This window comes from Methylobacterium komagatae, from assembly GCF_042661665.1.
GTDB classification, from domain to species: domain Bacteria; phylum Pseudomonadota; class Alphaproteobacteria; order Rhizobiales; family Beijerinckiaceae; genus Methylobacterium; species Methylobacterium komagatae.
The window spans coordinates 1151139-1173814 of sequence record NZ_JBHSWN010000001.1 but is presented as its reverse complement, the minus strand read 5'-3'; the positions used below and the strand labels follow the sequence as shown (position 1 = coordinate 1173814).

The window sequence follows — 22676 nt, the reverse complement described above, 5'->3', positions numbered from 1 at the left end:
CTTTGGTGGGGTGTCGGGGCCAGGCCCCGACGTTATGCAGGGTTCTACCCTGCACCCGCGAAAGGGCCCGCCCTTTCGAAACCTTGATCGACGCATGTACGTCCCCCAGAGTTCCGGCGATCTCCTCGCCGACCGCCGCTATCGCTACGCCGAAGCCTGTCTCGCGGAGGGCGATGCGTCGGCCTGCGCCGACCTCGCCGCCCAGGCCGTGGAGATCGCCCCGCGCTACGCGCCCGCATGGCTGCTGCTCGGCCGGGCGCGGGAGGCGCTGTTCTCGGCTTCCCGCGATCCGGCGGAGCGGGAGGCCGCGAGGGCGGCCTACGAGACCGCGCGGGGCCTCGATCCGGAGGATACGATCGGCGCCGGGCTGCACCTCGCCCGGCTCGGGGCCGAAGCGGGTGTCGCCCTGACGCCTGCCTATGTCCGCGCCCTGTTCGACGGCTATGCCCCGCGCTTCGAGCGGCACCTCGTGGAGGGACTACGTTATGTCGGCCCGGCCCTGGTGGCGGAGGTGCTGCCCGAAGAGCCCGCCCGGTTCCCGGTGGTGCTCGACCTGGGCTGCGGCACCGGCCTCGCGGGTGCAGCCATCGCCCACCGCGTGGGGCACCTGACGGGAGTGGACCTTTCCCCCGCCATGCTCGCTCAGGCGCGGACCAAGGGCTGCTACGACCGGTTGGTGACAGGCGACCTCGTGGGCTTCCTGCGCGACGAACCCGAAGCCTCGGCCGACCTCTGCGTCGCGGCGGACGTGTTCATCTACTGTGCCGATCTCGCGCCCGTCCTATCCGGCATCGCCCGCGTGCTGCGACCGGGCGGATGGGCGGCCTTTACGATCCAATCACCGGACGGGGAGGGCCCGTCCGTGCGCCTCGGCACGGACGGACGCTACGCTCATGGGGATGCCTACCTGCTCCATACGGCGCTGGCGGCAGGATTGTCGGTCCGGGTGTTGCAGGAGGCCGCCGTTCGCTTCGAAGGCGGTCGCCCCGTACCGGGCCGCATCGCCGCATTGCAATCGGGGGTTGGATGAAACCTCCGGCGGCGCCGTCCATTAATGGTCGGCCGCACCTTTGCGGCCAAGGTCGCGGGGGGTGATGGATGGTCAACGAGCGGATCGATAAGGACAAATCCGGCGCACCGGCCGACAAGTCGTTTCCCGCCGATCCGCGGACGAGGCTGTTCTTCGCCATCGCCCTCGCAATGCTCGCGGGCACCGCCGATTCCATCGGCTTCCTCGAATTCTCGCAGCTCTTCATGTCGTTCATGTCGGGCAATACCACCCGCTTCGGCGTGGCGGTGTCCAACGGCGACTGGGAGAACGTCACCCGCGTCGCCAGCACCATCGCGGTGTTCTGCTTCGGCGCCTTCCTCGGCACGCTCATCGCGGCGGCGGTGGGACGCTGGCGGCTCTCGGTGCTGCTGACGTTGCAAGCGGCGCTGATGTCCGTCGGCCTTCTGATGCCCTGGGGCACCTTCGCCTATCCGCTCCACGCCTATCCGATCGTGCTGGCGCTCGGCCTGCAGAACGCGACCCTTCAGGACGAGGCCGGGCGCTCCCTGGCGCTCACCTACGTGACCGGCGCGGTGGTTCGCTTCGGCACGGGCTGCGCCAACCTGCTCATGGGCACGGTGGCGCCCTCGTTCTGGATCCAGGCGCCGCTCTGGGCGGGCCTCAGCACCGGCGCCGTGCTCGGCGGCCTGCTCGATTACCGCTTCGGCGAGCTGGCCTTCCTGTTCCCCGCCGGTCTCGCGGCGATCCTCGCCCTCATCGCCATCGCGCTGACCATCGCCAGACCCGGCAGCACCCTGATTGCGGGCTCCTCGCCCGCCCCGGATGCCAGCGCCAAGGCGAAGATCATCGACGCGATTCACTGATCGCCGGTTCGTTCGCGCAGATTGTGGGCGAGGCGCGGCGTGCGGTTTCCCGCAGGCCGCGCGTGGCTTAAAGGCAGAGCCGCCCGGACTATAGGCGGCTCCTCCGTCCGCCCCGGGTGACGGAACCGCACGATGGACTCCCGGCGTACACGCCCCGAACCGAAGAACGGCCGAGCGTGAGCTCCGCCCCCGACCCCGCGTGGTCGCGATCGCCGTCCAGAAGGGCGGCACCGGCAAGACGACGCTCGCCGCCTCCCTGGCCGTCGCGGCGACTCAGGCGGGCGAGCGGGTCACCGTGTTCGATTCCGATCCGCAAGGATCCCTCGCCGCCTGGGGTAAGCTGCGGACGCAGCCCGAACCGGCGGTCGACCTGCTGCGCCCCTGGGAATTCGCGCAATTTCAGCCGATTCTCGACCAGCAGGCCGAGCAGGCGCGCACGCTCGCCATCATCGATACGCCCGGCGCCTCCATCGGCGGCATCGCCGCGATCCTGCGGCTCGCGGATCTTGTCCTCATCCCGATCCGCCCTTCGCGCCTCGACCTCATGGCCGCCCTGCCGACCATCGAATTGCTGGCGGGCCAGGGCATGGGCGAGCGCCTCGCCCTCGTCCTCAACCAATGCCCGCCGCCGCCCTCGCCGCGCACCGGGCTCTATGCACGGCAGCTCGCGGGACTCGGGATGATGGCCGAGCCCGCCATCCTGCAGCGGGTCGATCATCAGGACGCCATCGCCCTGGGCCTGGGCGTCACCGAGCACGCCCCCGGCGGCTACGCGGCATCCGAGATCCGCAGCCTCTGGTCCTGGATCGATCAGCGGATCGCGCCGCGCTGACGCGTCACTCCTCTCCCCTGCCCGTCATCCCGCGCCGTGCGCGATGACGAGCGCCTGTGTGCGTGGACGCACCGGGCAGGAATAATATTCGGATTAAAATACAGCGAGATATACTGTGCGTGCGCGCACTTCTACGTTTGAAGATCTGATCTACATTCCTCTCATCGGCGCAGGACAAAGGGTCCAGCGCAAGTCTTTCTCAAGGGATTGTAGAGATGAAGCGCTTCCTGATCCTTGGCCTCGCCACCGCTGCCCTCGCCATGCCGGGCCTCGCCCATGCCGAAGGCGGTGACGGCAGCCGCCAGTCGGCGGGTGGCGGCCACATGAGCAGCTACATCAGCGACCCGTACCACAACCCGAAGTCGCTCCACTCTCAGCGGATGGGTTCGGGCCAGATCGCCGGCGCGCCGATGTTCAATGACGGTGCCCGGGGCACGGTCCGCCGCGGCGACCTCGTCGCCCCCCACTGGGCTTCGGGCTTCGCGCCCCGTCGCTGAGACGGTGTGACCACGAAAACCCCCGCGATCCTCGGATCGCGGGGGTTTTTCCATGCCAAGTCGTCATTGCGAGCAAAGCAATCCAGGGAAAGCGGCTCCCTGGATTGCTTTGCTTCGCTCGCAATGACGGAGGTGCGAGAGCGATCCAGGGATTACAGAAAAGACCTTCAGCCCCCCTGTTCGCGGGTCACGAGGGTGCGGTTCGGGGCGACGTCCTTCTTGTCCTGGTAGAGCGGCACGATGGCACGCAGCCAGCCGCGGGTTTCGTAGCCCCCATAATTGCGCTCGATCAGGTCGCGGGTGACATAGGCCTGGAGGTTCACCGGGCCAAAATTGTACCCGACCAGTCCTCCGACCGCGATCTGCCCCTGCCGCTGGTAGCCCGTCACGCGGGTCGGCAGATCGGTCGAGCCGAAGGCCACCGGGCCGATCTCGAGCTTGCCGAACTTCTTCGTCGCCGTGATGTCGAGGTTCAAATAGTCCGGGTAGAGCACGCCGAAGGGCGAGCGCTCGTTGAGGAACGTGCCGTAGAGCAAGTTCGCTGTCAGGTTGAAGCCGTTGCCGGTGTAGCTCGCCGCGAAGCGGTGCGAGAGCGAGGCCTCCTGAGTGAGGAAGCGGGTGTCGATCGGCAGGTAGCCGCCGAACAGGTAGCTCACGCCGAAATCGTTGCCGAGGTCCCAGGCCAGCTGTCCGGCGAGCAATTGCTGGCCGATGCCGCTCTGGTACGGCCCCCCGCGCGGGCTCGAGGCCACCACGGGCTGGGTGAAGAAGAACTGGAGCCGCGCGCCGAGCACGGTCCAGGGGGTCGAAATGGCGAGCGTCGGCAGGTTGACGTTCGATTCCGAGGAGGCGGGCGAGGTATCGCGCACGCCGAAGCTCGACAGGTTCACGAAGTAGATGCCGACCGGCAATTGTGCGCCGGTCGGAAGGCCGATGGTCTGGCCCGGCTGTGCCGCCGAGCCCGCCTGCGCGGCACCTCCCGTCAGGGCCGCGCTCAGTCCCAGGCCGAGGGCCGCGCCCCGCTTCACGACATTCCGCATTCCGCACCGCCTGTGCTTACCGTCCCAGTCGATGAGACGGCTCAGCTTCGGCACCCCATCCCTGCAGGTTCGGGATGGAGGCGGGCCGCGTGTCCTACGGCACAGGCGCGGTCAGGCCCGCGCGCCCAACGCGGACAGAATCCGCGCCCAGGAGCGGGTACCTTTGTGGAAGCTCGTGAGGTCGTACTTCTCGTTCGGCGAATGAATGCGGTCATCGTCGAGGCCGAAGCCGATGAGCAGCGTGTCCTTGCCGAGGATGCGCTTGAAGTCGCCCACGATCGGGATCGAGCCGCCCGCGCCCACCGTCACGGCGGGCACGCCCCATTCCTCCTGCAACGCCGCCTTGGCAGTGGCGAGTTCGGGCATGTCGAAGGGCAGGCTGATCGCCCGCGAGCCCTTGTAGGTGATGACCTCGACCGAGCAATCGGCGGGTACGCGCTCGCGGATGAAGGCCTCGAAGCTCTTGGCGAGCGCCGCCGGGTCCTGGTCGTCCACGAGACGGAACGAGACCTTGGCCGAAGCGGTGGAAGCAATCACCGTCTTGGTGCCCTCGGCGGTGTAACCGCCCCAGATCCCGTTGACGTCGCAGGCGGGCCGGGACTGCACCAGCTCCAGGGGCAGGCGCCCCTTCTCACCGGCAGGCTCCTTCAGGCCGATGGGGCCGAGCAGCGTCTCGGGCGTCATGCCGAGGCCGCGCCATTGCTCGATCACCTCCGCCGGGCGCTCGTGCACACCCTCGTAGAAGCCGGGGATCGTCACCTTGCCGTCCGCGTCGTGCAGGTCGGCGACGATGCGCGACAGGACATGGATCGGATTGCGCGCCGCGCCACCGAAGAAGCCCGAATGCAGGTCGCGGTCGGCGCAGGTGACTTTCACCTCGAAGTAGCACAGGCCGCGCAGCGACGAGGTGATCTGCGGGGTCCTGGGGTCCCACATCCCGGTGTCACAGACGAGGACCACGTCGCAGCCCAACCGGTCCTGGTTCTGCGTCACCCATTCGGGGAGGCCCTGTGAGCCGCTCTCCTCGGCGCCCTCGATCAGGATCGTGACGCCGCAGGGCAGTTCGCCGTTCATGGCGAGATGCGCCCGGCAGGCCTCCACGAAGGTCATTACCTGACCCTTGTCGTCCGAGGCGCCGCGCGCGACGATTTTCTTGCCACCCTGCTCGTCCTCCGAGATCCGCGGCTCGAAGGGCGGATGCGTCCAGAGGTCCAGGGGGTCGACCGGCTGCACGTCGTAATGGCCGTAGAACAGAACATGCGGCGCCCCCGGCTTCGGCTTGTGGGCGAGCACCACCGGGTGGAGCGAGGTCTCCTCCACCGAGGTCTCGAAGCCCAAAGCCGTCAGATCCTTGGCGAGCCACGCGGCGGCCTCGCGGCACTGGCCGGCATAGGCCGGGTCCGTCGAGATCGAGGGAATGCGCAGGAAGGCGAAGAGCCGTTCGAGCGCGTTGTCGAGATCCACGTCGATGTCGTTCAGGATCGCGTCGAGGGCGGGCATCGGGAAACTCCGGGCTGCCGGGAAGTGCCCCACGGTTAGCCGAGGGCGGCGGCGGGCGGCAATGGGGCGAGGCGCACAGGCGCCCTGAGACCATCCATCCCCGGAACAGCCTCAGTTTGGAATGGTTATCGACGTGCCCGGCCATGGGCGGCCCCTCGCGTGGCCGGCCCGTCGGAACCCGATCCTCCTCGCCGGCCCTGCCGGCCCATTTTCGCGGACGACGCCATGCTGCTCGAACAGAGTCCGCCGGTTTCGGCGGATACGCCCATCGGCATCACGCTCACCATCAACGGCCAGCGCCGGGAGCGAAGGTGGCTCCCTGGACCACCCTCCTCGATCTGCTGCGCGAGCGCCTGGATCTCACCGGTACCAAGAAGGGCTGCGATCACGGCCAGTGCGGCGCCTGCACCGTGCTGGTGGACGGCATCCGCGTGAATGCCTGCCTCACCCTGGCGGTGATGAAGGACGGCGCCGAGATCACGACCGTCGAGGGCTTGGCGAGCCTCGGCGAGCGCAAGGGCAGCAACGCCCTGCACCCGATCCAGGAAGCCTTCATCGAGCACGATGCTTTCCAGTGCGGCTACTGCACACCGGGGCAGCTCTGCTCGGCGGTCGGCATGATGAACGAGGGCCACGCCCAGAGCCGCGACGAGATCCGCGAGGCCATGAGCGGCAACATCTGCCGCTGCGGCGCCTACACCAACATCGTCGACGCCATCGAAGACGTCATGCAGCACGGGGGTGCCCGATGAACCGCTTCGATTACGTCCGTGCGGGTACGGTGGCGGAGGCGGTCGGCGCCTTCGGGGCCGGGGCCCGCTTCATCGCCGGGGGCACCAACCTCATCGATCTGATGAAGTACGAGGTCGAGAAGCCGGGCCGCCTCATCGACATCACCAACCTGCCCCTCAAGGGCATCGAGGAGAAGGACGGCGGCCTGAGCCTCGGGGCGCTCGCCACCAATGCCACGGTCGCCTACGATTCCCGCGTCGCCGAGCGCTATCCGCTCCTGCGCAACGCGATCCTGGCCGGTGCCTCGGCGCAGCTGCGCAATGCGGCGACGACCGGCGGCAACCTGCTCCAGCGCACCCGCTGCTACTATTTTTACGATGCAGGCACGCCCTGCAACAAACGCGAGCCCGGCTCTGGCTGTCCAGCGATCGGTGGGGTGAACCGCATCCACGCCATCTTCGGCACCAGTGACAAATGCATCGCGACGCACCCGTCCGACATGTGCATCGCGCTGGCCGCCCTCGAGGCGACGGTGCAGGTCGATGGGCCGAACGGAGCGCGCGCGATCCCGTTCGCCGAGTTCCACCGCCTGCCCGGCAACGAGCCGGAGAAGGACACGACCCTCAAGGACGGCGAGATCGTCGTCGCGGTCGATCTGCCGGAGAACGGCTTCGCCAAGAACTACACCTACCTGAAGCTGCGCGACCGGCTGTCCTACGCTTTCGCCCTGGTCTCGGTGGCCGCCGCCCTCGAACTCGACGGCGACACGATCAAGACCGCGCGGCTGGCGCTGGGCGGTGTCGCCCACAAGCCCTGGCGCAACATGCAGGCCGAGGCCGAGCTCGCGGGAAAGAAGGCGACGCGGGAGACCTTCACCAAGGTCGCCGACATGATCGTCGCCGAGGCGAAGCCCCAATCCGAGAACGGCTTCAAGATCGAACTCGCCCGGCGCGCCATCGTGCGCGGCCTCGAACAGGCCGCCGCGGGCACGCCCCAGTCGCTCAGCGACAAGCGCATCCAGTGAGGTCACGGATATGACCATTCAGATCAGCCCCGCCGCCGGCTCGGACCGGCATGTCGGCAGCCCCCGCAGCCGCGTCGACGGCCCCGCCAAGGTGACCGGCCTCGCGAAGTATGCGGCCGAGTTCTCCGCGCCCGGCCTCACCCACGGTTACGTCGTCACCAGCACCATCGCCCGCGGCGCGATCACTGGCATCGACAGCGCCGAGGCCGAGGCCGTGCCCGGCGTCATCAAGGTTCTGACCCACGAGAACCGGCCGGACATGTCGGAGGACCCGAAGGCTTATCAGGACATGGTCGGCCCACCCGGTGTGCCCTACCGTCCGCTCCTCGACGCGACCATCCTGTTCTCCGGCCAGCCGGTGGCGGTCGTGTTGGCGGAGGATTTCGAGACGGCCCGCTACGCCGCCTCGCTCGTGAAGGTCAGCTACAAGGCCGAGGCGCCGAAGACCGACATCGATGCCCTCGTCGGCGAGGCCTACGACCCGCCGACCAAGCGCGACGGCATCAAGCCGCCGCCGGAGCCATGGGGCGATGCCGACGGCGCCTTCGACAAGGCACCGATCAAGGTCCGCCAGCAGTACCGGATGGCGAACGAGCACCATAACCCGATGGAGCCGCACGCCACGACAGTCGTGGTCGAGGGCGACGACAGCTATACCGTCTACGACAAGGTCCAGGGCGTGGTGAACACGCAGGGCTACCTGACCGGCGCCTTCGGCTTGAAGCCCGAGCAGGTGCGGGTGCTCAACCCCTATCTCGGCGGCGGCTTCGGCTCAGGGCTTCGCCCGCAATTCCAGGCCTTCCTGGCGATGCTGGCGGCCCGCGACCTGAACCGCTCCGTGCGGATCGTGCTCACCCGCGAGCAGATGTGGAGCTTCACCTACCGGGCCGAAGCGGTGCAGACCGTTTCGCTGGGTGCGGGCCAGGATGGCGCTCTCCAGGCCCTCCGGCACGATGCCGTGCACGGCACCTCGACCTACGAGGATTACCAGGAGAACATCGTCAACTGGGCAGGCACGCTCTATGCCTGCGACAACGTCAAGCTCACCTACAAGCTTGCCAAGCTCGATACGGCCACGCCCGGTGACATGCGCGCCCCCGGCGCCGTCTCCGGCCTTTTCGCCCTGGAAAGCGCGATCGACGAACTGGCCCAGGCGACGGGCAAGGACCCGATCGAACTACGGCTGATCAACTACACCGACCGGGAGCCGATCGAGGACAAGCCCTTCGGCTCGAAGGCGCTGAAATCCTGCTTCGAGCAGGGGGCGGCACGCTTCGGCTGGGGCAAACGCAACCCGGAGCCCCGCTCCATGCGCGACGGACGCGAACTCGTCGGCTGGGGCGTCGCCTCGGGCATCTGGGAGGCGCTGATGATGCCCTCCAAGGTGCGCGCGGTCCTGACGGCCGACGGCAAGCTCGAACTCGGCAACGCCACGGGCGACATCGGCACGGGCACCTACACGATCCTCACCCAGATCGGCGCCGACACGCTCGGCCTGCCGATGGAGGACGTGACCACGAAGCTCGGCGACACCTCGCTTGCCGAGGCCCCCGTCGCGGGCGGCTCGTGGACGGCGGCCTCCTCCGGCACGGCGGCGATGAAGGCCTGCCGCGAGATCGCGGCGCAGGTCTTCGTGCTCGCCCGCCGGATGGACAACTCACCTCTCGCCAATGCCGATTTCGAGCGGGTGGTGTTCACGAATGGGCGCATCGCGCTCGCCGACGACCCGTCCCGCTCGGTCGCCATCATCGATGCGATGAAGGCGGGCGGTCACGACCGGATCGAGGTGACGGGCGAGGCCGAGCCGGATTCGGACTTCGCCAAGGAGTTCGAGTGCTTCACCCACCAAGCGGTGTTCGTGGAGGTGAAGGTCGATGAGGAACTCGGCCAGGTGCGCGTGACGCGGGTGGTCTCGGCCATCGCGGCGGGCAAGATCCTCAATCCCAAGACGGCCCGGAGCCAGATCATCGGCGCCACCGTGATGGGGATCGGCTCGGCGCTGCACGAGGAGTCGATGCTCGACCACACCCTCGGCCGGTGGATGAACCGGAACCTCGGCGAGTACCACGTGCCTGCGAATGCCGACATTCACGACCTCGACGTGATCTTCGTGGACGAGGAGGACAAGGCCAATCCGCTGGGCGTGAAGGGCGTCGGCGAGATCGGCATCGTCGGCACGGCGGCGGCCATCGCCAACGCGGTGCATCACGCCACCGGCAAGCGCGTCCGCGACCTGCCGATCACCATCGAGAAGCTGCTGTAAGAGCAGGCTTCTCCCCTCGTCATTGCGAGCGAAGGCGAAGCAATCCAGGGTCGGCGCTCCGTCAAGAGGCGTTCCGCGCCCCGGATTGCTTCACTTGCATTCGCAACGAGTGAGGAGGGGGAAAGACCGTGCTGCTGCAATCCTGGCGCTTCTGGGCGATCCTCTCGGCGGTCTTCGCGGCGATGACCGCGATCCTGGCGAAGGTCGGGGTCTCGGGCGTCGCGTCCGACGTGGCGACCCTCGTACGCACGATCGTCATCGGGCTCTTTGCCGCCGCGCTCGTCGCGGCGACGGGGCAGGGGGCGGCGCTCGGGCAGATCTCGGGCCGGAGCCTGCTGTTCCTGATCCTATCGGGCCTCGCCACAGGCGCTTCCTGGCTGTGCTACTTCCGTGCCCTGTCGCTCGGTGATGCGGCCCGCGTCGCACCCCTCGACAAGCTCAGCGTCGTGCTGGTGGCGGTCCTCGGGGCCAGCCTGCTGGGCGAAAGCTTGAGCATGACGGCCTGGGCGGGTGTCGCGCTGATCGCCGCCGGAGCCGCCCTCGTCGCGTCGGGCTGGTAAGCCTGATCGTAATCTTTTCCGCTCATCGTCGCTGCTCAATGCGGGAGGTGACGATGGAATGGGTCTATCGCGGCTTCGAGACGTCGCTTCTCGGCGTAACGCTCTGCCTCGGTCTCGCGGCGCTGGCGAGCTTCGGTACCGCGCGGGGCCCGGAAGCAGCCTTGTCGGTCACGCTGCCGATGCTCAGCGTCACCGCCGCCCGCTGACACCGCGCGTCATCCCTTCGTCAGGTTGCGCCTTCGCGCGCCGGTTGTAGCATTGGGGCTCCGCCATCCTCTGCTATAGGCCGGTCCGGGCGCGTGCTTTCCCTGCACCGCCGTGCGGCCTTCCGGGCGCGGCGGTGGGATTGGGCTTGCATCGGGTTCTGCTTTACGGACGATGCGCGGCAGGCTCGCGGAGGTGGTTTTGGGCGGCGACGATCAGGACGGACGCGAGGGAACGAGCGGAGCCGCATCCGCCTGGGAATTCGTGCTGCCCGATGAGGCGGCGACGGAGGATCTCGGCCTGTTCCTGTGCGAGGTCCTGCTTCCGGGGGACCGCGTGCTGCTCACGGGCAGCCTCGGGGACGGCAAGACGACGCTCGCCCGCGCGATCATCCGCGAACTGGCGGGCGACCCGGCCCTGGAAGTCCCGAGCCCGACCTTCACGCTGATCCAGCCCTACACCTCCCGCGACGGGCACCCCATCGTCCATGCCGACCTCTACCGGCTGCGCGACCCGGACGAACTGGTCGAACTCGGCTTCGAGGAGATGGCCGAGGGGGCGATCACCCTGGTCGAGTGGCCGGAGAAGATGCCGCCGCATGACGGGCCGGTCCTGTCCATCTCCCTGTCGCTGCGGCCGGAATTCGGCGAGGGCTCGCGCTTCGCCCGGATCGAGGGCCTGGGCGGCATGCGCGCCCGCATCGACCGGGCGCGGGCGGTGCGCAAGCTCCTGGCCCGCGCGGGCTGGGACGAGGCCGAGCGCATCCTGATGCAGGGGGACGCCTCGTCCCGCGCCTATGAGCGCCTGCGCAAGCCCGACGGCGCCACGGCGGTGCTGATGATCTCCCCGGCGCGGCCCGACGGACCTGCGGTGCGCGACGGCAAGCCCTACTCGGCGATCGTCCATCTGGCCGAAAGCGTCCACGCCTTCGTGGCCCTGGACCGGGGCCTGCGGGCGCTCGGCTTCTCGGCCCCCAAGGTCTACGGCGAGGATCTGACCGAGGGGCTTCTCATCCTCGAGGATCTCGGCAACGAGCCGGTGGTCGAGAACGGTGCCCCCCGGCCGGAACGCTACGCGGAGGCCGTGCGCCTGCTCGCCAAGCTCCACGCCACCGATCTGCCCGCCACGCTCCCGGTGGCCGAGGGGATCGACCACGTCCTGCCGCCCTACGACAAGGAGGCGCTGCTGTTCGAGGCGGAGCTGCTGCCCGAATGGTACGCCCCGGCTATCCGCGGCGTAACGCTGCCGCAGGAGGCGAGGGACGAGTTCATCACCCTGTGGCGCGAGGCCCTGGACGGCGCGATTCCCGAGCGCCCGACCTGGACGCTGCGCGACTACCATTCGCCCAACCTGATCTGGCTCCCGGGCCGCGAGGGGTTGGAGCGGGTCGGCGTCATCGACTTCCAGGACGCGGTGATGGGCCATCCGGCCTACGACGTCGCCTCACTGCTGCAGGACGCCCGCGTCGATGCCAGCGCCGATTTCGAATTGCGGCTGCTCGGCCTCTATGTCCGCGAGCGCCGCGCCCGTGATCCGAATTTCGACATGAGCGCCTTCGCCACCGCCTACGCCCTGCTGGCGGCGCAGCGAGCGACGAAGATCCTCGGCATCTTCGCGCGACTCGACCGGCGCGACGGCAAGCCCGCCTATCTCGCGCACCTCCCGCGGATCGAGGGCTATCTCGCCCGCAACCTCGCCCACCCGGCGTTGGCGGCTGTACGGGACTGGCACCTGCGGCACCTGCCCGGCACCGTCGCCGACAGCCCCGAAGCCTGACCCCGCGCGACGGCCAGGACGTTTATCCATGAGCGACGCCTCCGAAACCCCCATCACCCGCGCCTTCGTCCTCGCTGCAGGGCTCGGCACCCGCATGCGGCCGGTGACGGACACCATGCCCAAGCCCCTGGTGAAGGTGGCGGGCAAGTCGCTCCTCGACCACGCCCTCGACCGGGCCGCCGAGGCCGGGCTGACGGACGCGGTGGTCAACGTCCACTGGCTCGCGGAGCAGATCGAGGCGCATGTCGCCGCGCGGAGCGGTCCGCCCCGCATCACCGTCTCGGACGAGCGCGAGGCCCTGCTCGAGACCGGCGGCGGCATCCGCAAGGCGCTGCCGCTGATGGGTGACGCGCCCTTCGTGGTGTTGAACTCCGATTCCTTCTGGCTCGAAGGCCCGGCTCCGAACCTCTCGCGGCTCGTCGCCGCCTGGGACGGGGCACGGATGGACGCGCTCCTGCTCGTCGCCCCCACCACGACGAGCCTCGGCTACGAGGGCGCGGGCGACTTCGTGATGGACACGGACGGGCGCCTGGAACGCCGGGGCGAGCGCAAGGTCGCGCCCTTCATCTATGCGGGCGTGGTGATCCTGAAGCCCGCTCTCTTCGCTGACACGCCAGAGGGGGCCTTCTCCCTCAACCTGCTGTTCGACAGGGCCATCGCCGCGCAGCGCCTCTACGGCATGCGCCTCGACGGGCAATGGCTCCATGTCGGCACTCCGGAGGCGATCCGCGCAGCCGAGGAACGGGTGCAGGCGAGCGTCCGCATCCCCTGATTGCCATGAGGGCCTTCGAGGCCCGCCCCATTGCCATGAAGGGCCTTCGAGGCCCGCCCCGCGACGGAGATCGCATCGTGCAGGAAACCCAAGGGTCTGACAAAGGCCGCGTTGCCCTCGTGACGGGCGCGGCGCGGGGCATCGGCCTCGCCACGACGGAGCTTCTTCTGAAGGAAGGCTGGAAGGTCGCCCTGCTCGACATCGAGGGGGGCAACCTGGAGGCCACGATGGGCCGTCTCGGTGAGCCCGAGGCGACGCTCGCTATCGTGGCGGACGTGTCCGACCCGGCCCAGGTGAAGGCCGCCGTGCAGCAGGTGGAAGAGCGGTTCGGCCGCCTCGACGCGCTCGTGAACAACGCGGGCATCGCCATCTTCAAGCCGCTGCTCGAAACCACCTTCGAGGAGTGGTCGAAGGTGCTGGCGGTGAACCTGTCCGGCCCGTTCCTCTGCACCCAGGCGGCTGCGCCCCTGATGGCGGCGGGCGGCGGCGGGGCGATCGTGAACATCACCTCGATTTCGGGCCTGCGCGCCTCGACGCTCCGCGTCGCCTACGGCACCAGCAAGGCCGGGCTCGCCCAGCTCACCAAGCAGCAGGCCATCGAACTCGCCCAGCACGGCATCCGCGTGAATGCCGTCGCCCCCGGCCCGGTGGATACTGCCATGGCCAAGGCGGTGCACAGCCCGGAGATCCGCGCCGCCTATCACGACGCCGTGCCGCTCGCCCGCTACGGTCTGGAGAGCGAGTTGGCGCAGGCCATCGTATTCCTGTGCTCGTCCCGCGCCTCCTACGTCACCGGGCAGGTGCTGGCCGTGGATGGGGGCTTCGAGGCGACCGGCATCGGCCTGCCTGCTCTCCGCAGTTAGACTGCGCGCGGTATAAATCCGCGAGATTCAACGCTCAGTCGCGGGGCGGACAACATTCCCGCAAGGTCTCGCCGTTATTGACGGAGAGGAAGACGGCACCGGCGACTCGCTGCGCGGAGCCGGACTGTTCAGGAATGTCCGCCCCGTGAATTACACTGTCACCGCCCGCTGCGCCGTCGGCCGCCGCGACCATCGCCATGCGACGCTTCTCTCGGCCCTCGACCAGGCGATGAGCCTGTCGGCCGCCGGGCTCGCCGACGTGGCGATCGTCGACGGAGATGGGCGCTCCGTGACCCCCTCCGTCCTTTATCGCAGCCTGTTCGGGCCGCGCCCGGCCGCCCCGGCGAAAGAGGCGGCCTGACCGGCGGGTCTCAGCCGACGCTGCGCAGGTAGACCGGCCGCTTCGTGGCCTCCACGGCCATGTCGCGGATGAAGCTGGCGATGCGCGGCGCGATGATCGACCGGTAGCGCGAGCCGTTGAACACGCCGTAATGGCCGACGCCCGGCTGGAGGTGATACGCCTTGCGCGCCTCGGGCAGGTTCGGCGTCATGTCGAGGGCGGCCTTGGTCTGGCCGACGCCGGAAATGTCGTCGTTCTCGCCCTCGACCGCGAGGATGGCGCAACGGCGGATCGCCGCCGTATCCACCTTCACGCCGCGGCAGGTCATCTCGCCCTTCGGCAGCGCATGCTTCACGAACACCGTCTGCACGGTCTGAAGGTAATACTCGGCGGTCAGGTCCATCACCGCGAGGTACTCGTCGTAGAACTCGCGGTGCTTCTCGGCTGAATCGCCGTCGCCCTTCACCAGATGCTCGAACATGTCGGTATGGGCGGTGACGTGGCGGTCGAGGTTCATCGCCATGAAGCCCGACAATTGCAGGAAGCCCGGATAAACCCGCCGGAAGGCGCCGGGATAGATCGGCGGCACGAGGCTGATCGTGTTCTGTTCGAACCATTCCTGCCCGCGTTCCTGAGCGAGGCAGTTCACGGCTGTGGGCGAGCGGCGGGTGTCGATCGGCCCGCCCATCAGCGTCATCGACACCGGGACGTGCGGCTCGCCCTCGGCCTCCATCAGCGCCACGGCGGCCATGACCGGCACGGCGGGCTGGCACACGGCCATGACGTGAAGGTCGGGGCCGAGTTCGGCGAAGATGTCGCGCAGGTAGTCGATGTAGGTGTCGAGGTCGAACGGACCGGCCAGCAGCGGCACCATGCGCGCATCGGTCCAATCCGTGATGAAGACCCGGTGATTCGGCAGCATCGCCTCGACGGTGCCGCGCAGCAGCGTCGCGTAATGGCCTGACATCGGCGCGACGATGAGCAGCTTCGGCTGCGGCTCGGCGGGCGGGGTATCGAAGGCGCGATCGAAGGCGACGAGACGGCAGAACGGCCGCTCCGAGACGACGCGCTCAGTGACGGGGACGCGGCGGCCTTCCACCACGGTCTCGGTGAAGCCGAAGGCGGGTTTGCCGTAGCGCCGGGTCACCCGTTCGAACATCTCGCAGCCCGCTGCGATGGAGCGGGCATAGGGCGAGTAGGCCATCGGGTTGGCCGGGCTCTGGACGCTGTGGCGGGTGAGGTCGGCGGCGAGGCGCGCCGGAGCCATCATCATCCGCGCGCCTTCGAACAATCCGTAGGCCAGCAACATGGTCGTCTCCTTCGCGGTGGGGCGCGGCCCATCCGGAACGCGGCAACTTCAGGCTCAGGATGAAGGTTCCGTCTGAACGGGGCCGTAACGGCGCGGCCGCTCGTCCCACGCGTCCAACAGTCGGCGGAGCCTATCATAGGCGCTTGTGGAGCATACCGATTCCCGTTCTCGTACCAGGGCCTTAAGTTCCAGGGATGCATACGATTCAGGAGCGACTGGCCGGACTCGACGGGAGGGCGCGGCAGCTACGCCTCGACACGTTCGTCAGATTGCGCTGGCTCGCGATCACCGGACAGAGCGCGGCGGTCGTGGGGGCGCAATTCGGCTTGGGCCTCAACCTGCCCTTCGGCTGGTGCTTCCTCGTCATCGCGGCCTCGTCCTGGCTGAACCTCGCCCTGCGCATCCGCTTTCCGGCGAGCTACCGGCTGAACGCCGACTCGGCCGCCTTGCTGCTGGCCTTCGATATCGTGCAGCTGGCCGCCCTGTTGTTCCTGACGGGCGGGTTGCAGAACCCTTTCTCGCTCCTGTTCCTCGCCCCCGTGCTGATCTCGGCGACCGCGCTGCCGCCGGAGCGCACCCTGGCGCTGGGCCTCCTCGCCATCGGCCTCGCGACGCTGCTCGCCCTCGTCCACCGCCCGCTGCCGTGGTTCGCGGATGGGCGGATCGAATTGCCGTTCCTCTACGTCTCGGGGGTCTGGACGGCGATCCTCCTCGGCACGGCCTTCACCGGCGTCTACGCGTGGCGGGTCGCGGAGGAGGCGCGCCAGCTCGCCCAGGCCCTTGCAGCCACCGAACTGGTCCTCGCCCGCGAGCAGCACCTGTCGCAGCTCGACGGGCTCGCGGCGGCGGCGGCGCATGAACTGGGCACGCCGCTCGGCACGATCATGGTCGTGTCGAAGGAGCTGATCCGCCAACTCGGGCCCAACGCTTCCCCGGCGGTGGCGGACGATCTAGCCCTGCTCCGCGAGCAGGTGGATCGCTGCCGCAGCATCCTCGGCAAGCTCACTTCGCTGGACGGAGACGGGGAGGGCGACTTCCTCACCACCGTGACGTTCAGCCATCTCATCGAGGAACTGGTGGCGCCGCAGAGGGCGCTCGGCGTCGTCATCGACGCCTCCTGCCAGGGTGATGGGCCGGAGCCCTCCTGCCGCCGCAACCCCGGCGTGATGTTCGGCCTCGGCAATATCCTCGACAACGCGGTCGACTTCGCCACGACGCGGGTCTCCATCCAGGGCCATTGGAACCAGGAGCGGGTCTGGATCGAGATCCGCGACGACGGGCCGGGCTTCTCGCCGGAGGTGCTGCTGCGGGCGGGTGAGCCCTACGTGACGACCCGCAGCGTCGGGCAATCGCCGCCGGCCGGCAGCGAGACGGTGGGTCTCGGCCTCGGCCTGTTCATCGCCAAGACGCTGATCGAGCGTTCGGGCGCGCAGATCGGCCTGTCGAACGCGGCGGGCGCTCACTCGCATGGAGCCATCGTCCGCGTTTCCTGGGCGCGACATATTTTCGAACGAGGTGCCGCACCCCGGCTTTCGCCGGACATAAGCGGTTCCACGCCCCTGCCGTCGCGCGACATCGTGCCTATATAGTGGTCTGAACGAAGACATCTTCGAAAGGATTTTCCCGATGCTCACGCAGTCCGGGACCAACTCGGCCGCCGAGGCCGCAATCCTCAGCGAGACCGATCCGCTGGCTGCCTTCACCGATCGTAGCCTGCTGATTGTCGATGACGACAAGCCCTTCTCCACCCGTCTCGCACGGGCCATGGAAAGCCGCGGCTATCATGTGCAGGTTGCCGAAAGCGTCGCCGAGGGTGTGTCGGCGGTGGAAGCACACGCCCCCGCCTTCGCCGTGATCGACATGCGGCTCGGCGACGGCAACGGCCTCGACGTGATCGCCCGCCTCAAGGAGCGCCGTCCCGAGGCGCGTGGGGTGATCCTCACGGGTTACGGCAACATCGCCACGGCGGTAACGGCCGTGAAGCTCGGCGCGTTCGACTACCTCGCCAAGCCCGCCGATGCGGACGAGATCCACGGCACGCTCATGGCGCAGCCGGGCGAGCGGGCGGACCCGCCGGAGAACCCGATGTCCGCCGATCGGGTGCGCTGGGAACACATCCAGCGGGTCTACGAGCTGTGCGGTCGCAACGTCAGCGAGACGGCGCGTCGGCTCAACATGCACCGCCGGACGCTGCAGCGGATCCTGGCCAAGCGCGCCCCGCGCTGAGAACCGGTCAGGGCGGCGCTGCTTGCGCCGCCCGCCCGCCCTGGGGTAGCAGGGCGCTCACGAGCCCGGTCATCGGGCAGGAAGGGCGTGAGCAGTGAACGCACGCAATGCGGTCACCATCCTGAGCATGATGGTTCTGGTCGGCACGGAGGTGTTCGCCGTGGCGATCGCCGCCGGTTGGGCGCTCGCGGGTCTGTTCGATCTGGGCGACCGGGTCGGCCATGTCCTGATGGGCGTGTTCAGCCTGTTCGCCGCCTGGATCATGCTCCAGGCTCTGGCGCCGCGCCACGAGCATCGAGCCCATCACCGCCCGTGGCGGCACCGCCGTATCCAAGCGAACCTGACCAAGCGGACTGTCTTGCGCGTCGGATCGTTCGACAAGGCCTCTGGCCTGATCTAAGGATCCGCGGCACAGAGTCGTTGTCGCCGACGCGGTGGGCGACCGGCAACCGGTGAGTTGAACAGCGATGAAAGCCCGTATCACCGTCACCCTGAAGACCGGCGTGCTGGATCCCCAGGGCAAGGCGATCGAGGCGGCTCTGAAGTCCCTCGGCATCCCCGGGATCGAGGGCGTCCGTCAGGGCAAGGTCTTCGACCTCGAGGTGTCCGCCGCCGATCAGGCTGCGGCCCAGGAGACGCTGAAGGCGGCCTGCGAGAAGCTTCTCGCCAACACGGTCGTCGAGAACTACGCGATCGAGATCGCCTGATGCACGCCGCCATCGTCGTCTTCCCGGGTTCGAACCGCGAGGCGGATGTCGCGCGGGCGTTGCGTCTGTCGGGGGCGAAGGTCTCGATGGTCTGGCACGCCGACACGGCGCTTCCGCAAGGGACGGACCTCGCCGTGCTGCCCGGCGGCTTCTCCTATGGCGATTACCTGCGCTGCGGCGCCATTGCGGGCCGCGCGGCGGCCATGGACGCGGTGCGCGCCCATGCGGCCCGGGGCGGCCTCGTGCTCGGCATCTGCAACGGCTTCCAGATCCTGTGCGAATCGGGTCTCCTGCCCGGCGCGCTGATGCGCAACGCCGACCGCCGGTTCATCTGCCACCGGCAGACCCTGCGGGTCGAGCGCACCGATACCCGCTTCGCCCGCGCCTACACGCAGGGGCAGGTGATCGACGTCTGCGTCGCCCATGGCGAGGGCAATTACTTCGCCGATCCCGACACCATCGCCCGCATCGAGGGCGAGGGCCGGGTGGCCTTCCGCTACTGCGACGAGGCGGGCAACATCACGGTTGCGGCTAACCGCAATGGCTCGTTGAACAGCATCGCCGGAATCTATTCGGAGCAGGCCAACGTCCTCGGGATGATGCCCCACCCGGAGAACTTCGTCGAAGGCCTGATCGGCGGCACGGACGGGCGCGGCCTGTTCGAGAGCTTGGCGGCCTGAGAATCTGATCGGACAGATGCATCGCCCCTCTCCCCGCCTGCGGGAAGAGGGGAACCGCGCCCTGCCTTGTGAGGCCCACGTGGAGTAAGGTGTGGTGCTGGATAGACTGATTTCGTTCAGTCTTATGCGATCTCCCGAAGTTTACTTAATAGCCTATTAAGGTTTTCGCTTCATGAATGAGGCATCCAGATTTCTGGATGTCGAGTGCGACCCGTTTTCGTCCACTCTGTTTGATGCCTCCCTGATGACTCGCTCAGCCGCCCCTCGGGGCGGCTTTTTTCGTCGCCCGAGGGGGAGGGGAGCGCCGCCTCACTCGGCGGCGCTCGCATGGAGGCGGGGTGTCTTGCTCTCCTGCGCGGCCTGCTCGCCCTCCCGCACCGCCTTCCGGCGGAAGAGGCGCATCACCACCACGAAGAAGACCGGTACGAAGAACACCGCGAGCACGGTAGCCGTGATCATGCCGCCCATCACGCCCGTGCCGATGGCCTGCTGGCTCTTCGAGGCAGCGCCGGTTGCGATGGCGAGCGGCACCACGCCGAAGATGAAGGCGAGCGACGTCATCACGATCGGCCGGAAGCGAAGGGTCGCCGCGTCGATGGCGGCCTTCACCACGGAGGTGCCGGGCTTCCACAGGTCACGGGCGAATTCCACGATCAGGATCGCGTTCTTGGCCGAGAGGCCGATGATCGTGATGAGACCGATCTTGAAATACACGTCGTTCGGCATGCCCCGCAGCATCACCGCCGCCACCGATCCGATCACCCCCAGCGGGATGACGAGCAGCACCGAGACGGGGATCGCCCAGCTTTCGTAGAGCGCGGCGAGCAGCAGGAAGACGATCAGCACCGAGAGAGCGAGCAGCAGCGTCGCTTGGCTGCCCGCCAGCTTCTCCTGCTCGGACTGGCCGGTCCAGGCATAGCCGAAGCCCTTGGGCAGTTGCAGCATCAGCTGCTCCATCTCGGCGATGGCATCGCCGGTGGTGAAGCCGGCGCGGGGCTCGCCGGTGAAGCGGACCGACTGGTAGCCGTTGAAGCCGACGATCTGGCTCGGCCCCATCCCCCATTTCAGCTCGGCGAAGGAGGACATGGGCACCATGGTGCCGGTACTGTTCTTCACCGCGTAGTTGAGGATGTCCGAGGCGTTCAGGCGCTGCAATTGCTCGGCCTGGACGTAGACGCGCTGCATCTTGCCCCGGTTCGGGAAGTCGTTGGTATAGACCGAACCGAGGTTCACCTGGATGACGTCGTTGATGTCCTCGAACTTCACGCCGAGCGCCGCCGCCTTCTCACGGTCGATGAGGAGCTCCGCCTGGGGCGTAGCGGGCAGGCCCTCGATCTTCACGTTCTTCAGGATCGGGCTGCGCTTCGCGATGGAGAGCAACTGCGCCTGCGCCGCGGTGAGCGCCGCGTAGCCCCGCTGCGCCCGGTCTTGGAGGCGGAAGGAGAAGCCCGACGCGTTGCCGAGGTTGTCGACCGGCGGCGGCTCCTGGGCGTCGATCACCGCGTCGCGGTAATTGCCCAGGGCGTCGTTGGTGCTCTTCACCAAGGCGGCGGCGGAATTGGCGGCGTCGCGCTCGCCCCAGGGCTTCAGGGTCACGAAGGCCTGGCTGGTGTTCGGCCCCTGGCCCGAGAACGAGAAGCCGTTGAGGATCGTCACCGTGGCGACGCCGGGCTGCGCAAGGAGATGCTCCTCGACCTTGCGCACGGCCGTCATGGTCCGGTTGAACGAGGCGCCGGGGGGCGTCTGCACGTCCACGGTGAAGAAGCCCTGGTCCTCCACCGGCAGGAAGCCCTCCGGCAACTGCACGAAGGCGTAGGCGGTGCCTGCCACTAGCGCGACATAGACCAGCATGACCCGGCCGGCCTTGGCGATGAACCACGCCGTGCCGCGTCCGTAGCGGGCGGTCTCCCGGTCCACGAACCGGTTGAACATCCCGAACACGCCGCCCTTGGCGTGGCCGTGGCCCTTCTCGATGGGCTTGAGGAAGGTGGCGCAGAGGGCGGGGGTCAGCGACAGCGCCAGCAGGGCCGAGAAGGCGATGGACGTGACCATCGCTATGGAGAACTGCCGGTAGATGATGCCGACCGAGCCGGGGAAGAACGCCATCGGCACGAACACGGCCATCAGCACCAGGGTGATGCCGATGATCGCCCCGGTGATCTGGTCCATGGCCTTGCGAGTGGCCTCCTTCGGCGGCAGGCCCTCCTCGTTCATGATGCGCTCGACATTCTCGACCACGACGATGGCGTCGTCGACGAGGATGCCGATGGCCAGCACCATGCCGAACATGGTGAGCACGTTCACAGAGAAGCCCGTGAGCCACATCACCGTCACCGTGCCCGCCAGGGCGATCGGCACGACAATGGTCGGGATGAGCGTGTAGCGGATGTTCTGCAGGAACAGGAACATCACGAGGAAGACGAGGATCACCGCCTCGACCAGGGTATGCATCACCTTCTCGATGGAGGCCTTCACGGCCGGGGTGATGTCGTAGGGGATGTCCCACTTCAGCCCCGGCGGGAAGAACTGCGACAGCTCCACCATCTTGGCGCGGATCGCCTTGGCGGTTTCCAGCGCGTTGCCGTCGGGCGCCAGCGTCACCGAGATACCCGCCGCCTGCCCGCCATTGAGGCGGGTCGAGAACTGGTAGGCGTCGCCGCCGAGTTCGATGCGGGCGACGTCGCGCAGGCGCACGTTCGAACCGTCCGGGTTCGCCCGCAGGACGATGGCCCCGAAATCCTCCACCGTGGAGAGCTGGCCCTTCACGACGATCGGCGCGGTGAGCGCATTGGCCGAGGGGCTCGGCTGCGCACCGACCGCGCCGGAAGCGATCTGGATGTTCTGGTTGCGGATGGCGTCGCTGACGTCGCCGGGGGTGAGGGACAAGCCGCGCAGCTTGTCGGGATCGACCCAGACACGGAGCGACCGCTCCGTCGAGTAGAGCGTCGCGCGGCCGACGCCGGGGATGCGGCGGATCTCGTTGATGACGTTGCGGATCAGGAAGTCGCCGAGGCCCACCTCGTCCATCGCCCCGTCCGTCGAGACGAGGGTGATGATGTTGAGGGTCGCCGCTGAGGCCTCTTCCACGAGGATGCCGTTCTGGCGGACTTCGAGCGGTAGGCGTGCTTCCACGCGCTTGAGGCGGTTCTGCACCTCCACCGAGGCCAGCGACGGGTCCGTGCCCGGCCGGAAGGTGGCGGTGATGTTCACGGAGCCGAACGAGTCGGTGGTCGACTCGAAGCTCATGATGTTGGCCGCGCCGTTCGAGCTCATCCTCGATGAGCCGGGTCGTGCCGGTATAGAGGCTTTCCACCGAGGCGCCGGGGAAGGCGGTCGAGAGGGCGATGGAGGGTGGCGCGATCACCGGATACTGCGCCACGGGCAGGTTCGGGATTGCCAGCGCGCCGCCCAGGATGATGAACAGCGCGACGACCCAGGCGAAAACCGGTCGGTCGATGAAGAAGCGGGCCATGGGC

At 68.2% G+C, this 22676-nt stretch carries 19 protein-coding genes and 3 pseudogenes; 18 read left to right on the top strand and 4 right to left on the bottom strand.

The window, feature by feature from the left end:
- Window positions 1–94: 94 nt before the first annotated feature.
- The 4 genes from ACFQE0_RS05655 (at window position 95) to ACFQE0_RS05640 (ending at window position 3204) form a co-directional block, all read left to right on the top strand.
- Window positions 95–1030 carry a class I SAM-dependent DNA methyltransferase gene (locus ACFQE0_RS05655; protein WP_378967891.1) on the top strand — a complete coding sequence of 312 codons (936 nt, stop codon included), beginning with the start codon at window positions 95–97 and terminating at the stop codon, window positions 1028–1030.
- A 68-nt stretch (window positions 1031–1098) separates the two neighbouring features.
- Window positions 1099–1875 carry a YoaK family protein gene (locus tag ACFQE0_RS05650; RefSeq protein ID WP_378967889.1) on the top strand — a complete coding sequence of 259 codons (777 nt, stop codon included), beginning with the start codon at window positions 1099–1101 and terminating at the stop codon, window positions 1873–1875.
- A 199-nt stretch (window positions 1876–2074) separates the two neighbouring features.
- Window positions 2075–2707, top strand: a complete 633-nt coding sequence (locus ACFQE0_RS05645; RefSeq protein ID WP_378967887.1) for a nucleotide-binding protein — start codon at window positions 2075–2077, stop codon at window positions 2705–2707.
- A gap of 215 nt (window positions 2708–2922) precedes the next feature.
- Window positions 2923–3204 carry a hypothetical protein gene (locus tag ACFQE0_RS05640; protein ID WP_378967885.1) on the top strand — a complete coding sequence of 94 codons (282 nt, stop codon included), beginning with the start codon at window positions 2923–2925 and terminating at the stop codon, window positions 3202–3204.
- 167 nt (window positions 3205–3371) lie between these two features.
- On the opposite strand, the gene ACFQE0_RS05635 is transcribed toward ACFQE0_RS05640, so the two are convergent.
- Together ACFQE0_RS05635 and ACFQE0_RS05630 are read right to left on the bottom strand one after the other, a co-directional pair.
- Window positions 3372–4244, bottom strand: coding sequence for a transporter (locus ACFQE0_RS05635; protein ID WP_378967883.1), 873 nt, complete (start codon window positions 4242–4244; stop codon window positions 3372–3374).
- 111 nt (window positions 4245–4355) lie between these two features.
- Entirely contained in the window at window positions 4356–5744 is a 1389-nt protein-coding gene (locus ACFQE0_RS05630; RefSeq protein WP_378967881.1) for a M20/M25/M40 family metallo-hydrolase, read from the bottom strand.
- A gap of 225 nt (window positions 5745–5969) precedes the next feature.
- Between ACFQE0_RS05630 and ACFQE0_RS05625 the strand changes: the two are divergent.
- The 9 genes and pseudogenes from ACFQE0_RS05625 (at window position 5970) to ACFQE0_RS05585 (ending at window position 14299) form a co-directional block, all read left to right on the top strand.
- Window positions 5970–6496: pseudogene (locus tag ACFQE0_RS05625) on the top strand ((2Fe-2S)-binding protein).
- Window positions 6493–7500 carry an FAD binding domain-containing protein gene (locus ACFQE0_RS05620; RefSeq protein ID WP_378967879.1) on the top strand — a complete coding sequence of 336 codons (1008 nt, stop codon included), beginning with the start codon at window positions 6493–6495 and terminating at the stop codon, window positions 7498–7500. Before ACFQE0_RS05625 ends, ACFQE0_RS05620 begins: the two are co-directional and overlap by 4 nt.
- A 10-nt stretch (window positions 7501–7510) precedes the next feature.
- Window positions 7511–9763 (top strand): xanthine dehydrogenase family protein molybdopterin-binding subunit, encoded by a 2253-nt coding sequence (locus tag ACFQE0_RS05615; protein ID WP_378967877.1) that lies wholly within the window; start codon window positions 7511–7513, stop codon window positions 9761–9763.
- A gap of 131 nt (window positions 9764–9894) precedes the next feature.
- Window positions 9895–10323 carry an EamA family transporter gene (locus ACFQE0_RS05610; RefSeq protein ID WP_378975295.1) on the top strand — a complete coding sequence of 143 codons (429 nt, stop codon included), beginning with the start codon at window positions 9895–9897 and terminating at the stop codon, window positions 10321–10323.
- A 38-nt stretch (window positions 10324–10361) separates the two neighbouring features.
- Window positions 10362–10529, top strand: coding sequence for a hypothetical protein (locus ACFQE0_RS05605; RefSeq protein WP_378967875.1), 168 nt, complete (start codon window positions 10362–10364; stop codon window positions 10527–10529).
- Between the two features lie 172 nt (window positions 10530–10701).
- The gene (tsaE, locus tag ACFQE0_RS05600) at window positions 10702–12303 is read left to right on the top strand and encodes a tRNA (adenosine(37)-N6)-threonylcarbamoyltransferase complex ATPase subunit type 1 TsaE (RefSeq protein WP_378967873.1); all 1602 of its coding nucleotides are present in this window, start codon (window positions 10702–10704) and stop codon (window positions 12301–12303) included.
- Between the two features lie 28 nt (window positions 12304–12331).
- On the top strand, window positions 12332–13075 hold the full coding sequence (locus ACFQE0_RS05595; RefSeq protein WP_378967870.1) for a nucleotidyltransferase family protein: 744 nt from the start codon (window positions 12332–12334) through the stop codon (window positions 13073–13075).
- A 77-nt stretch (window positions 13076–13152) separates the two neighbouring features.
- On the top strand, window positions 13153–13938 hold the full coding sequence (locus tag ACFQE0_RS05590) for an SDR family NAD(P)-dependent oxidoreductase (RefSeq protein ID WP_465264060.1): 786 nt from the start codon (window positions 13153–13155) through the stop codon (window positions 13936–13938).
- Window positions 13939–14083: 145 nt separating this feature from the next.
- Window positions 14084–14299 carry a hypothetical protein gene (locus ACFQE0_RS05585; protein ID WP_378967868.1) on the top strand — a complete coding sequence of 72 codons (216 nt, stop codon included), beginning with the start codon at window positions 14084–14086 and terminating at the stop codon, window positions 14297–14299.
- 10 nt (window positions 14300–14309) lie between these two features.
- Here the strand turns inward: ACFQE0_RS05585 and ACFQE0_RS05580 are convergent, their stop codons facing one another.
- Window positions 14310–15587 (bottom strand): polyhydroxyalkanoate depolymerase, encoded by a 1278-nt coding sequence (locus ACFQE0_RS05580; protein WP_378967866.1) that lies wholly within the window; start codon window positions 15585–15587, stop codon window positions 14310–14312.
- A gap of 194 nt (window positions 15588–15781) precedes the next feature.
- Between ACFQE0_RS05580 and ACFQE0_RS05575 the strand changes: the two genes are divergently transcribed.
- The 5 genes and pseudogenes from ACFQE0_RS05575 to purQ all read left to right on the top strand — a co-directional run bounded on the left by ACFQE0_RS05575 (window position 15782) and on the right by purQ (window position 19200).
- Window positions 15782–17176: an ActS/PrrB/RegB family redox-sensitive histidine kinase gene (locus ACFQE0_RS05575; RefSeq protein WP_378967864.1), complete on the top strand. Its 1395-nt coding sequence runs from the start codon at window positions 15782–15784 to the stop codon at window positions 17174–17176.
- Between the two features lie 37 nt (window positions 17177–17213).
- On the top strand, window positions 17214–17813 hold the full coding sequence (locus ACFQE0_RS05570; protein WP_378967862.1) for an ActR/PrrA/RegA family redox response regulator transcription factor: 600 nt from the start codon (window positions 17214–17216) through the stop codon (window positions 17811–17813).
- Between the two features lie 94 nt (window positions 17814–17907).
- Window positions 17908–18157 (top strand): annotated as a pseudogene (locus tag ACFQE0_RS05565) (hypothetical protein).
- A gap of 123 nt (window positions 18158–18280) precedes the next feature.
- Complete coding sequence (gene purS / locus ACFQE0_RS05560) at window positions 18281–18520, top strand: phosphoribosylformylglycinamidine synthase subunit PurS (RefSeq protein ID WP_378967860.1); 240 nt, start codon at window positions 18281–18283, stop codon at window positions 18518–18520.
- A complete protein-coding gene (gene purQ / locus ACFQE0_RS05555; RefSeq protein ID WP_378967858.1) occupies window positions 18520–19200 on the top strand; it encodes a phosphoribosylformylglycinamidine synthase subunit PurQ in 681 nt (226 codons plus the stop codon). Before purS ends, purQ begins: the two co-directional genes overlap by 1 nt.
- Before the next feature lie 309 nt (window positions 19201–19509).
- Here the strand turns inward: purQ and ACFQE0_RS05550 are convergent.
- Window positions 19510–22672: pseudogene (locus ACFQE0_RS05550) on the bottom strand (multidrug efflux RND transporter permease subunit).
- Between the last annotated feature and the right edge of the window lie 4 nt (window positions 22673–22676).

Coding starts and splice junctions, on each gene's coding strand:
- ACFQE0_RS05655 (WP_378967891.1), top strand. CDS start 95: ATGTACGTCCCCCAGAGTTCCGGCGATCTCCTCGCCGACCGCCGCTAT.
- ACFQE0_RS05650 (WP_378967889.1), top strand. CDS start 1,099: ATGGTCAACGAGCGGATCGATAAGGACAAATCCGGCGCACCGGCCGAC.
- ACFQE0_RS05640 (WP_378967885.1), top strand. CDS start 2,923: ATGAAGCGCTTCCTGATCCTTGGCCTCGCCACCGCTGCCCTCGCCATG.
- ACFQE0_RS05635 (WP_378967883.1), bottom strand. CDS start 4,244: ATGCGGAATGTCGTGAAGCGGGGCGCGGCCCTCGGCCTGGGACTGAGC.
- ACFQE0_RS05630 (WP_378967881.1), bottom strand. CDS start 5,744: ATGCCCGCCCTCGACGCGATCCTGAACGACATCGACGTGGATCTCGAC.
- ACFQE0_RS05620 (WP_378967879.1), top strand. CDS start 6,493: ATGAACCGCTTCGATTACGTCCGTGCGGGTACGGTGGCGGAGGCGGTC.
- ACFQE0_RS05615 (WP_378967877.1), top strand. CDS start 7,511: ATGACCATTCAGATCAGCCCCGCCGCCGGCTCGGACCGGCATGTCGGC.
- ACFQE0_RS05605 (WP_378967875.1), top strand. CDS start 10,362: ATGCGGGAGGTGACGATGGAATGGGTCTATCGCGGCTTCGAGACGTCG.
- tsaE (WP_378967873.1), top strand. CDS start 10,702: ATGCGCGGCAGGCTCGCGGAGGTGGTTTTGGGCGGCGACGATCAGGAC.
- ACFQE0_RS05595 (WP_378967870.1), top strand. CDS start 12,332: ATGAGCGACGCCTCCGAAACCCCCATCACCCGCGCCTTCGTCCTCGCT.
- ACFQE0_RS05580 (WP_378967866.1), bottom strand. CDS start 15,587: ATGTTGCTGGCCTACGGATTGTTCGAAGGCGCGCGGATGATGATGGCT.
- ACFQE0_RS05575 (WP_378967864.1), top strand. CDS start 15,782: ATGCATACGATTCAGGAGCGACTGGCCGGACTCGACGGGAGGGCGCGG.
- ACFQE0_RS05570 (WP_378967862.1), top strand. CDS start 17,214: ATGCTCACGCAGTCCGGGACCAACTCGGCCGCCGAGGCCGCAATCCTC.
- purS (WP_378967860.1), top strand. CDS start 18,281: ATGAAAGCCCGTATCACCGTCACCCTGAAGACCGGCGTGCTGGATCCC.
- purQ (WP_378967858.1), top strand. CDS start 18,520: ATGCACGCCGCCATCGTCGTCTTCCCGGGTTCGAACCGCGAGGCGGAT.